The organism is Emticicia soli (assembly GCF_037860775.1).
Lineage (GTDB): Bacteria > Bacteroidota > Bacteroidia > Cytophagales > Spirosomataceae > Emticicia > Emticicia soli.
The window spans coordinates 225,785-239,139 of record NZ_JBBEWC010000001.1; the positions used below are offsets into that span (position 1 = coordinate 225,785).

General features: G+C 39.8%; 5 protein-coding genes. All 5 read left to right on the forward strand.

The window, feature by feature from the left end; translation table 11 throughout:
* The first annotated feature begins 222 nt into the window (after positions 1-222).
* The 5 genes from WAE64_RS01055 (at position 223) to WAE64_RS01075 (ending at position 13,332) form a co-directional block, all read left to right on the forward strand.
* Complete coding sequence (locus WAE64_RS01055) at positions 223-3,408, forward strand: SusC/RagA family TonB-linked outer membrane protein (RefSeq protein WP_340233497.1); 3,186 nt, start codon at positions 223-225, stop codon at positions 3,406-3,408.
* Positions 3,409-3,430: 22 nt separating this feature from the next.
* Positions 3,431-4,978, forward strand: a complete 1,548-nt coding sequence (locus tag WAE64_RS01060; RefSeq protein WP_340233499.1) for a SusD/RagB family nutrient-binding outer membrane lipoprotein — start codon at positions 3,431-3,433, stop codon at positions 4,976-4,978.
* A gap of 315 nt (positions 4,979-5,293) precedes the next feature.
* Positions 5,294-8,482, forward strand: a complete 3,189-nt coding sequence (locus WAE64_RS01065) for a SusC/RagA family TonB-linked outer membrane protein (RefSeq protein ID WP_340233501.1) — start codon at positions 5,294-5,296, stop codon at positions 8,480-8,482.
* A 55-nt stretch (positions 8,483-8,537) separates the two neighbouring features.
* Positions 8,538-9,980 (forward strand): SusD/RagB family nutrient-binding outer membrane lipoprotein, encoded by a 1,443-nt coding sequence (locus WAE64_RS01070; protein ID WP_340233504.1) that lies wholly within the window; start codon positions 8,538-8,540, stop codon positions 9,978-9,980.
* 331 nt (positions 9,981-10,311) lie between these two features.
* Positions 10,312-13,332 (forward strand): SusC/RagA family TonB-linked outer membrane protein, encoded by a 3,021-nt coding sequence (locus WAE64_RS01075; RefSeq protein WP_340233506.1) that lies wholly within the window; start codon positions 10,312-10,314, stop codon positions 13,330-13,332.
* The last annotated feature ends 23 nt before the right edge of the window (positions 13,333-13,355 follow it).

Genomic DNA, 13,355 nt, shown 5'->3' on the forward strand with positions numbered 1-13,355 from the left:
TCTCCAAAGCCAAGCCATTTTTCGAAATGGCTTTTTTTCTACGAATAATCCTATCTTTTACATACTTTAACACATTTGTAGGTAAGAAAAATTAAAGTTTTATTTTTTTTTAATTATTGCTTGTACAATAAAAAAAAAAGTCACTAACTTAACGTCTGAGTATGTGGTTAAACACACATATCTTATTTAAACTAAACTAAAAAAACAAACTAAACAAACTGTATGAGGAAACTTCTACTTGCCTGCTTTATGCTGGCTTGGGGTAGCTATGCTTATGCCCAAAATGTCGATGTAACAGGAAAAGTTACAGCCGATGACGGCTCCGTTCTTCCAGGAGTAAGTGTCGTAGTAAAAGGCACAAATCAAGGTGTACAAACAGACGCAAATGGTACGTACAAAATCTCTGCAAAAAAAGGCGCAGCCCTTTTATTCAGCTTTATTGGTTTTGAGTCACAAACAGTAACTGTTGGTAATGCTTCTACAATTGATGTCATTCTGAAAAGTGATGCAGCACAATTAAATGAAGTAGTTGTAACTGCACAAGGTATCCGCAAAAACTTACGAGAGGTTGGTTATGCTTATTCAAAAGTAAGCACCGAAGACGTAACAGTTGGGCGCTCGCCTCAATTGGCTCAGGCACTTTCAGGAAAAGTAACCGGTTTGGCAGTTTATAACGTTAACAACAGCGTTGACCCAACCGTAAAAGTTATTTTGCGTGGGTATCGCTCTTTAACGGGTAACAACGAAGCGCTTATTGTGGTTGATGGTATCCAGACAACCTCTACTATCTTATCAATGATTAACCCGAACGACATCGATAACATTTCGATTCTGAAAGGTGGACAGGCGGCTACCTTGTATGGTTCGGCAGGTATCAATGGTGCTTTGGTAATTACAACCAAAAGAGGCTCTAAAGGCAAAATAAAAGTAAACTACTCAAACAGTACAAACTTCGAGCAAATCAGTTTCTTGCCTGAGTTCCAGGAAAAATACGGTTCAGGTTCGCACTATTATCCGTCTTATGGTTCGGCTGGCTATAGCAATGACCCACTCGTGCGTATGCAAGGCAACTGGCGTGCTTATGAAAACCAACAATACGGCGACCCTTTCGATGGCTCAATGCGTCAGCTAGGCCGTAGTGCAGAAGATGGCTCTACTAATCTGGTTAAATATGCTGCCGTTGATAATATGCGTATGAAAGCTTTTGACACGGGTGTATCAATGAACAACCAAGTGAGTTTTCAGGGTGGCGACGATAACGGGACATTCTATATGTCGTTAGAGAATCAGAAGATTCAAGGTATCGTTCCAAAAGACAAAAGTGAGAGAACAGGTGCACGTCTTTCTTCTACAAGAGAATTTAACAAACTATCGGTTGGTTTCAATGCAAGCTATACACAAGCAAGCTACGACAGAACCAACTCTGATTTCTACAACGACGTAATCAACCAGCCTGCTAACCTTCCGTTACAAGATTACCGTGACTGGCAAAACAATAAATTTGCTAACCCTAACGGTTTCTTTAACGATTATTACAACAACCCGTATTTCAACGCCGACAACAACCGTCGTGTATATAAAGATGCCAATATTTCGGGTAACCTAAGCCTTACTTATAAAATTACGCCTTGGGCTACTCTTAGCAACCGTTTGGGTATCATGAACAACTCACGCACGCAAAAAAGCCGTGTAGGTAAATTTTTATATACCGACTACGCCAAAACAAAAGCATTTATTGCTGAGCCTTTCTTCCGTGATGGCGACGGTACAGGTATTTACCGTGCTATTACCGATATTTTGGGTTCTGTTACTGATTATACTAAAACAGAAAACGTACTCAACAACGAGTTCCAGCTTTTGTTGGAAAAAGACTTCGGGCCATTTGCTAACAAATTAATCTTAGGAAACAGCGTTTACCAACGTTATATCAAAGAAGTAGAGATAGGCTCTAGCTCTATTGTAGTACCAGAGGTTTACAACGTTTCGAACCGCCAGGGTGAATTGACAGGTTATGAGAGAAATTTCTTGAACCGTCGTGTTGGTTATTATGCCGACTTAACAAGTAACTACAAAAACTGGTTGATTCTGAATGGTACTTTCCGTTATGACCAAACATCTCTGTTCTACAAACCATCTCGTCCGAAAAACCTTTGGTCGTACCCATACTACGGTGTAGCCCTTTCGTTTATTCCGACCGATGCCTTCCCTTCGCTTAAAAGCAATGTGTTGAACTATGCTAAGATTCGTGTAAACTATAACAAAAACGCAAACGACAACATTGATACTTACGGCTTGGATTTAACTTACCCTAACGGTACAAACTTCCCGTATGGTAACACAGTAGGTTTAACAGTTGGTAATACTTTGCCTGATGTAAACCTGAAACCGGAATCGGTAACTTCGGCTGAAATCGGTGGTGAATTCCAGTTGTTCGATAACAGAATCAACATTGACGTATCGGCGTATACACAAAGATCGAAAGGGCAAGTAATTACAGTTAAAATCCCTAACTCTACAGGTTTCCCTAATATGTTAATTAACATTGGTGAAACTAAAAACTTCGGGTACGAAGGTGAGTTGAAATACCTGATTACAAGAGCAAGTAAATTCTCTTGGGATGCAAGCGTAAGATATTCGTATAACGACAACAAAGTATTAGAACTATACCCGGGTATCAACGAGTTTCAGTTGAATGGCTACGCTTATGCTAACACAAACGTTATCAAAGGCTCTCGTTTCCCTATGTTAAAAACTGACGGTTACCAATATGCCCCTGATGGCTCTGGTTACCGCCTCGTGAATGCAACAACTGGTTATCCATTACGCCAGACTACCCTTACGCCTAGAGGTGGTACACTTCCACGCCATATTGTTGGTTTAGGCTCAAGAATGAGCTATGGCGATTTTGCTTTCACATTTAACTTTGAGTATCGTGGTGGAAACTATATGTATAGTGACCTTGGCCGCCAAATGACCTTTACTGGTTCTGGTAAATGGACTGATAACAGAGAGGCGCAGATATTCCCTAACTCGGCTTATCTTGATGCCGATGGTAAAGTTGTGCCAAATACTACTGTATATGTTCGTGAGCCTGAGTACGCTCTTTGGGTTGACCAATACCGTTTGATTTCTGAAAACTTTGTAAACAAAGCATGGTTTATCAAACTTCGTGACATTAACCTTTCTTACAGCGTTCCGCAAAGCATACTTAGCAAAACCAAGATTTTTTCTGGTGCCAGCATTGCGCTATACGGACGTAACCTGATTACAATCGTAGACAAAATGAACTACTATACCGACCCTGAGTTTAGCATTACGTCAGGAAATGGAAACGGTATCGGTATTAACAGTACTGGCCAGACGCCTCCGGTACGCCAATACGGTGTAAACATTAACCTTACATTTTAATCAACATTACAATTGACTGAACATGAAATTAAAATCAATATTTATATCAGCTTTGGTTGTTTTGGTTGGCAGTAGCTGTAGTGAATCATATTTTGATATCAATACCAACCCTAACTCGTTGCCTACGGCATCGCCAAACTACGTATTTACCAATGCCATAAACACATCGGCTACTAATATTGCCGGCACAAGTGCAGGGCAAGGTTCAAGTGAAATTGGCTTCTATTGGTCTGGACAGTGGACACAAGGAAACGGATATATCATAAACACTGCCCAATTTGCTTATAACTTCACAAACGGTGATTTTAACTATTGGGACAACTACTATGATAATCTGCAGGATTACGAATATGTAATAAATAATGCTGACGCCAATAATCAGAAATTTTTGAAAGGCCCAGCTAAAGTAATGAAGGCTTTGTTGTATCAACAATTGGTTGATATGTATGGTAATGTGCCGTATTCTGATGCACTCAAAGGAACGGCTTCTCTTGCACCTAAATTTGATGACCAGAAAACAATCTATGAAAATCTAATTAAATTGTTAGACGAAGCCATAGTTGATTTAAAAGCAAACGCATTTGCAGGTGCTTTTGTAGGTTCTGATATTATTTTCAGAGGAAACACTACGAAATGGGCTCAATTTGCCAACTCTCTTAAACTACGCATATTGATTCGTCAGTCGAAAGTTGCCGGAAGAGAGGCTTATATCAAACCTGAAATCAATAAAATTATAAGCGAAGGTAGCGGTTTCATTACTGGCGAAGAAGTAGGTGTTGGTGGCCCTACGTTTTATCTGGCTACAGCCGGAAAACTAAATCCGGTTTACGACCGTTGGGGATATGATGCAAACGGTGCCAAAAGAGCATTGAACAACTACCCTCGCCCAACACAGTTTTTGATTAATACATTGAAAGCCAATGGCGACACCCTTCGTATGAAAAGAATTGCCTATGCTAACAGCGGCGAAAACGGTAATGCGCCGGGCACTAGCTTGTTGAAAGAGGTTTCGGCCAATTATTCGGGTACTCCGTTTGGTGTGAGCTCTGGGTACTTACCTGCAAATACTGTTCCGCTAGGACCAAGCTTGCTTGTAAAAGGAGAATATAACAGACCATATATTTTGATGACAGCATCAGAAGTACAGTTCTTGTTGGCAGAAGCAAAAGAAAGATATGCTGATGTCACATTACCACAAACAGCACAAGGCTATTTTGAAGAAGGCATCAAGCAATCGTTCCGTGTTTTGGGTGCAAATGTAGCAGGTGCTGAAGCTTACAAAGGTAGCGGAATTGTTAACTACGATTGGGCTGCATCACCAAACAAGTTGTCGGCCATTGCTATCCAGAAATGGATTTCGTTTGTAAATTTCAATGGCTTAGAAGCATGGGCCGAATACAGAAGAACAAACTTGCCTGAAACTCCACAAAGTATTCAGCTTGTTGGTGAAACCAAACGCCCGCTTCGCTTCTTTTACCCAAATACCGAATCTGGTTCAAACGGAACTAACGTAGAAGCCCAAGGTGCAATTGATGTATTTAGTACAAAATTATTCTGGGATGTAGACTAACAAAACTCCCCTTCTTTTTATAAACCCGAGGAGCCTAGCAATAGGCTCCTTTTTTGCATAAAAAAACGTTAATTGTACTATTTTTAGCTACAGAAATCAGAAAAACCGGTTTAGCAAATAATGAAACATAGTTCCATTTTTTGGTCAATTTTGTCGAAAATTGTAAGAAAACGGTCGTCAAAATTTCTATGTTCATCGCAGAAGTTATTTAAATTTTTTTAAAAAGTTTCTTTTTTATCAGAAAAACACTCTAACTTAGCACTATTGTACATGAAAAAAGTACTTAAAAATTAACTAAACAAACTAACGAACTGTATGAGGAAACTTCTACTCGCCTGCTTCATGCTGGCATGGGCAAGCTACGCTTTTGCTCAAGATGTGAATGTAACCGGAAAGGTTACTGCTGATGACGGCTCTGCTCTACCCGGAGTAAGTGTTGTACTACAAGGAACAAACAGAGGTACACAAACCGATGCCGACGGGAACTACAAAATTTCGGCTACTAAAGGTGGCTCACTTTTATTCAGTTTTATTGGCTTTGAAACACAAACAGTTGCCGTGGGCAATATGTCTGTTATCAACATTACATTAAAGAGCGATGCTGCTCAATTAAACGAGGTTGTGGTAACCGCTTTGGGTATCTCTCGTGAGAAAAAATCACTTACTTACACTGCTCAAAGTATCAATTCTGAAAAATTAACTGTATCTCGTGATGCCAACGTGGGTAATGCCCTAGCCGGTAAAATTGCGGGGGTACATGTATTAGGGCAGTCGGGTGCAAAATTTGGTTCACCAAACATCCGTATTCGTGGTGTAAACTCCCTTACAGGTGGCGACCCACTTTATGTAGTTGATGGCACACCTGTTGGTAGTATTGCCGACGTAAACATGGACGACGTTGAGAACCTTACTGTATTGAAAGGGCCATCAGCTACGGCTCTTTATGGTAACCGTGCTTCGGGTGGTGTAATTGTAATTACTACCAAACGTGCCAAATCTGGCGAAACTACTTTCAGTATCAACCATAGTACAACTATGGACAGAGTAGCGCTTTTACCAAAATACCAAAACGAATACGGCGGTGGCTATTCTCAGGACTGGGAGACATTTGAGTATAACCCTGCTATTCACCCGGCTTCATGGGCTTCGTTTAACGGACAAAAAATGTTAGATTACTCGGCTGATGAAAGCTGGGGGCCACGCTTAGATGGCTCGCCTCACCGTTCGGCTTTTTCTTGGCAACAAGGTCCGCAATTCGGACAGCTAACGCCTTACGAAGCTTCACCTAACAACGTTAGAGATTTCTTCGAAAAACCATTCAGCCATAACACCAACCTTGCTTTTGCAAAAGGTGGCGATAATTTCCAGAGCCGTGTTTCTTACACACATTTAGATAATAATGGTATTATTCCTAACAGTAAGCAACTACGTGATTTTATAAGTGCGAAAAACACCTTTAACCTTACCAAGAAGTTTTCAGCAACACTTGATATTACTTATTCAGCTACCCGTGCGAAAAACGTACCTGCTGATAACTATGGTTCATCAGGTAGTACAACCGGAAGCATGGGCTTATCAGGTACTATTCCTGTAGCAACTGTGGGTTATAACCAAACAGTTGGCTCATTTAATCAGTGGTTCCAACGTCAGTTAAAAATTGAAGACTTAAGAAACTATAAGAACCCTGATGGTACCTATAGAAGTTGGAATATTGGTGGCCCGCTTGATCCAAAACCAAAATACTGGGACAGCCCATATACCCAGGTATATGACAACACTAACCTAAATAATAACGACCGTATTTATGGTAGTTTTGGTTTAAATTATAAAATCTTTGATTTCTTAACGGCTTCGGTTACAACCCGTAGAGACTGGAGAAACTACTATGGCGAAGGTAGAATTGCTTACGGTACATTAAATGCTGGTGGTTTAGGTGCTTATGCAAATTATAATACTACAGGTTACGAAAATAACCACGAAGCAATATTGGCATTAGATAAAACCCTTGGTAAAGTGTCTATCATTGCTACTGCTGGTGGTAATATCAGATATTCTAAAACAACAGTATTATCTCAATCAACTGTTGGTGGCCTTACATCGCCTAGTTTCTATAATATTGGCGCATCAAAAGACCGTCCGGCTGTAACAAATAACTTATTTGAAAGACAAGTAAACAGTTTATTTGGTAGTGCAAGTATCGGGTATGACAATACTTACTTCTTAGAAGGTACTATCCGTAACGACTGGTCGTCAACGCTTCCTGTAGCGCACAACTCTTACATTTATCCTTCAATTGGTGGTAGTGTTGTGGTTTCAGAATTGTTGCCTAAAAACAGTGTATTGTCGTTTGCAAAAGTAAGAGCCAGCTACGCACAAGTAGGTACTGACGTAGATCCATATAGAATTTATCAACTTTATGATATTGGCAACCCTTATGGTTCTAACCCTACATTATACCCTCGTACACAGTTACCAAATGCTGACCTAAAACCAGGTTTATCGTCTGCATATGAAGGTGGTATTGACTTGAAATTCTTGAATAACCGTATCAGTGTAGAATTCACCGCTTATAAAAACAAAAACAAGAATCAGATTCTTGGATTATCGGTTCCTCCGGCTAGTGGATATGCATCTACCCTTATCAATGCTGGTCTTATTCAAACGCAAGGTTTTGAATTGCACATCGGAGCTACTCCTATCAAAACTTCAACAGGTTTTACTTGGGACATGGATATCAACTTCGACCGCAACACTTCAAAAATCGTAGAATTATCTGAAGGTCTATCTAATTTCCAATTGGGTGGCCCAACCTGGAGAACGCTTACCGTAAATGCTCGTGTTGGTGAGCAATGGGGTATACTACAAGGTAGAGGATATGTAACTAACGATAAAGGAGAGAAAGTTGTTGGTCCAGACGGCCATTATCTGGCTCAGGATAACAAGTTACTAGGTTCTGTTCTTCCTAAATTCAAAGGCGGATTCCTAAACGTAGTTACTTACAAAAACTTCTCGTTCCGTGCTAACATCGACTTTATCGTAGGTGGTAAGTTCTTCTCAACTACTCGTATGTTTAACGCTTATGCAGGTTTGGCAGCAGAAACAGCTGGCTTAAACGAATTAGGCAACCCAAAACGTGATCCTGTATCAGAAGGAGGTGGTATTTTATTGCCAGGCGTAACAGCAGATGGTAAACCAAATACTGTTCGTGTAGAAACACAATCGTTCTATGAAGATAAAATGTTTGCCTTCAATGAAGCTTGGATCTACGACCAGACTTACGTAAAATTAAGAGAAGTATCATTAGGCTATAGCTTCCCTAAAGGCTTTTTGAATAACAAAGCGATTAAATCTGCAAGAGTTGCCTTAATCGTTCGTAATCCTGTGTTGATTTACAGTGCCGCAGGTGGTGGTATCGATATTTCAGAAGCAGAGGTTTACTGGACAGAGGGTGGGCAGCTACCTCCGGTTCGTTCTTTTGGTATCAATCTTAACTTAGGGTTCTAATTTTAGAAATTCAGTACGAAAACTGTTTTCATACTGCTAAAATACAATTGAAAAAATGAAAAAAATAATAGCATATAAATCATTAGCAGTGGCGCTTGGCTTAACGATTGCCACTACGTCGTGTGACCCGGGTGATTTTGGCGATATGAACGTCAGTTCTAATAACCCAGCAGCACCAAATACTGCTAGTTTCCTTACAGGAGCTTTACGTAATATTGGCCAAATGACAACCGATATGGTTCCGGCATTATATACGCAGCAATTCGGAGATATTACTTACATTGAAGAATCTCGTTATAAAACTATCAATTTTAACTTTGGCGGTTATTATACAGGTCCTTTAGTGGCTTATCAGTCAATTATTGATTTAAATACTGATGAGGCAACTAAAACTACTGCGGCCGCAAATGGTTCAAACGAAAACCAGATTGCTATTGCACGTATTGCCAAAGCATACACTTATATGTGGATGACTGACCGCTGGGGTGATATTCCGTATTCTCAGGCTTTGAAAGGTAAAGAAAACTTTAGCCCTGCTTACGATTCACAACAAGCAATCTATACAGACTTGTTTAAGGAGTTGAAAGAAGCACAGGCTCAATTTAATAGCGGAGCAACTGTAAAAGGTGATATTTTACTAAACGGTAATACAACTCGTTGGAAAAAATTTGCCAATACACTACGTATGATTATGGCACTTCGCCTTTCGAAAGTAGATGCAGCCAAAGGTAAAGCCGAATTTGTGGCTGCAATGGCTGATGGTCCGCTAGCTTCAAACGCTGATAACGTAAAATATGGTTATCTGTCTGAAGCTAACAATGAGCACCCGCTTTATAACAACTACATTACTACAAACCGTAAAGATTATGCAGTAAGTAGTACTTTCATGAATTATCTGGTTAAAATCGGAGACCCTCGTATTCCTGCATTTGCAGACCCAAACATCGAGCAAAAATACATTGGCGTTCCATACGGAGTATTCCCTCCTACCTGGAAAGCACAAGATGTATCTTTGGCTGCTACTGCAATACGTCAACAAAACTCATCGGTTAATGTAGTAACTTATGCACAAGTATTATTTTCTGAGGCAGAAGCAGCTAAATTAGGATGGATTACAGGCGATGCTAAAGCATTATATGAAAGTGCCATTAAGGCATCGTTAGAACAATGGCTTGGTGCAGGTGCTACCGAAGCTGTAGTTAGTGCTTTCTTACAAAAACCAGATGTTAAGTATGATGATGCAAGAGCATTGGAGCTGATAGGAACACAAAAATGGATTGCCTTATTTTACCAAGGCAATGAAGCATGGGCTGAGTGGCGTCGTACAGGGTATCCTGTATTAACTCCTCCGGCTAATGCATTAAATCCAAGCGGCCAGATTCCTAATCGTTTAGCGTACCCTGTTACTGAACGAACTTTGAACAAAGTTAACTATGACAAGGCCGTGGCTACACAAGGAGCCGACACCCAGGATACGAAAGTATGGTGGGATAAATAAGCATAATTACCGAAACACATATATCGCAAAGAGGCAGCCACTAGGTTGCCTTTTTTGTTGGTTAAGTACAATTTTTAGAAAAATTTAATATACTTCTAAAAACAAAAGTCTTAACTAAAAAAAATACCAATTTAAATTCCACAAAAAACTAATAATCAACTACTTACAAACCTGCACTTGTCTATTCTATTAAAATTATTCAAACTAGTGCAAACCTTTTTTTAAAAGAAAATTTTGCTTTTTGAATTTTCTCTCTGTTATTTTTGTATGAAGATTGTTATAACAATCTTTTTTTTTCAGTAAAAACAAACTAAAAACCAAACAAACGATTATGAAGAAATCTCTTCTACCAAGCCTTTTTTTGGTATTGTTTTGGACTGTGCAAGTTTTTGCGCAAGATAAAACTGTATCCGGTAAGGTTACATCAGCTGATGATGGTTCGGCTCTTCCGGGTGTGAGTGTTACAGTAAAAGGCACTACCAAAGGTACAACAACAAATGCAGATGGCGCCTACACTATTTCAGTGCCTGGCAATGCAACCCTTACGTTTAGCTTTATTGGTTTTGTTACACAACAAGTGCCTGTAAACAACCGAGCAGTTATTAATTTACAATTGGCTTCTGATGCGCAAGAACTTGCCGAAGCAATTGTTGTAGGTTACGGTACTACCTCAAGCATCAAAAAAACAGGTGCAGTAGGCGTGGTAGGCTCTGAGAAAATCGAGAATACTCCATTTACATCTGTTGATAAAGCTATCCAAGGTCGTGTAGCAGGTTTGCAGTCGGCAGGTGGTTCAGGCCAACCAGGTTCGGTGCAAAATATCCGTATCCGTGGTATTGGCTCGATGACAGCCGGTTCTGACCCTCTATATGTAGTTGACGGTATACCTATCAACTCAGGAGATTTAACAAGAAACACTACTACTGCCAATGCTTTGGCTGGTATTAACCCAAATGACATTGAAAGTGTAACTGTTTTGAAAGATGCAGCTTCTTCTTCAATTTATGGTTCTCGTGCTGCCAATGGTGTAATCTTGATTACAACTAAAAAAGGTAAAGCCGGAAAAACCAAAGTACGTTTCGATACTGAGATTGGTGTAGCCGATATTGCTTATCTGAGTGATGCTAACCGCCCTTTGAATACTGCAGAATGGCGTGAATTAACAGCCGAAGGTCTGGTAAATGGTGGCCGTGCTGCCGACATGACAGCTGCTCTTGCAACCGTTGATCAAAACTTCAGAACTAACTCTGGTGTTGATACAGACTGGTTAAAAGAAGTAACACGTGTTGGTACTCAACAACAATACAACCTCTCGCTAAGCGGTGGTAATGAAAAAACTCAGTTCTACTTTTCAGGTGGTTATTTCAAACAAGAAGGTACTGTTATCGAGTCACTTTTTGATCGTTTTACAGGTAATTTAAATCTAACAAACAAAATCACTGATAAATTGACTTTGAAAGCAAACCTGATGCTTTCGTCAACAGGCCAGAAAGGCCCTGGTAATGGTGGTTTGTTTGCAAACCCTGTATTAACTGCTTACTTCTTGTTGCCATCTTATGCTCCAAGACTTGCGGATGGTACTATTAACACAGTTGGCCCTGACTTCCCGAATGGTGCACTTTACAATCCATTAGCTATTGCAACGATGGATAAAAGAAAAACTTCAGGTATGAAAGGTATCTCAACTGTTGCTTTAGAGTATCAGGTATTGAAAGATTTAAAACTATCTTCTAAAATTGGTATTGATTACAACAATTTTGAAGAAGATATTTATAACAACCCTTTCTATGGCGATGGTAGAAATGATGCTGGTCGTGCTTACAGATTCTATACTCGTTATTTCAACTGGGTTTGGACAAACCTTGCTGATTATACTTGGGACATCACTAAAAACGATGACTATGTGTTGAATATCATAGCTGGTTACGAAGCACAAAAATCGCAACAATATACTTCAAACGTTGCTACTTTTGGCCTTCCTGGCAACTTGAATGTTATTGTTCCTTCAGCCGGTTCGGTTTATAACTCAGCAGTTGGTTCAAACAGCGACTATACTTTCGCTTCTGCTCTTGCAATGGCAAACTTCTCGGTAAAAAACAAATATGTATTATCTGGTAGTTTCCGTAGAGATGGTTCGTCAAGATTCGGTATTAACAACAGATACGGTAACTTCTGGTCTGTAGGTGGTGCGTGGAATATCCACAAAGAAAACTTTATGACAGACATTACTTGGATTGACCAATTGAAATTAAGAGCTTCATACGGTGTAAATGGTAACGCAGCTATTGGTAACTACGACTGGAGACCTACTTATGCTTATGGTTCAGGTTATAACTACCTAGGCTTAACAGGTAGCGGCCCAGATGCAGTAGGTAACGTAAACCTTACTTGGGAAGAAAACCGTCCGTTCGATATTGGTTTTGACTTAACAATGTTGAAAAAACGCTTAAACTTTACGTTTGAGTGGTACACAAGAAAAACTACTAACTTGTTGCTAGATGAGCCATTGTCTCGTACATCTGGTTTCTCAAGCTTTAAAAACAACATTGGTTCATTACAAAACCAAGGTGTTGAGATTTCGGTTTCTGGTACTCCGGTTGTTGCTGGTGATTTCTCATGGGATGCAGCCTTTAACATCTCTTTGAACAAAAACAAAATCTTAGCTCTTGTAAACAATGCAGATCAGGTATCTGGTGCGTTTATCAGAAGAGTTGGAGAAGACTTCCAATCTTTCTACGTAAGAGACTGGGCCGGTGTTGACCCTGCTAACGGTAACCCATTGTGGTATATCGACGATACTCGTACAGAAACAACAAGCGTTTATAACAATGCAAAACAACAAATTGTTGGTTCTGCTACTCCAAGAGCATTCGGTAGCTTAAGCTCTACTTTCAACTACAAAGGTTTAAGCCTTGACTTCATGTTTTACTATAACTTCGGAAACTTAGTACGTGATAGCTGGGCTAACTATACACAAAGTGATGGCTATAATGCAACTTTCAACAGAGTAGCTGCACAGCTTGACAGATGGCAAAAACCTGGCGACATCACAAACGTGCCTAAATATGTTTACGGTGGTGCTAACGCTACAAACTCATTGTCGAGCAGATTCCTATATGGTGGAGACTATATCCGTTTAAGAGATATTACTTTGGGTTATACATTACCAACAAACCTTATCTCGAAAATCAAATTGAGCAATGTAAAAGTATATGTTAGAGGTAGCAATATCTTGACGTGGGTTAAGGACAAAAACTTACCTTACGACCCAGAAACATACATCAACAGTTCAACAAACTTAGATGTTTACCTTCCTAAAACTGTTACAGGTGGCTTACAAGTTGCGTTTTAATACAAAATCTCTAAAGAAACATC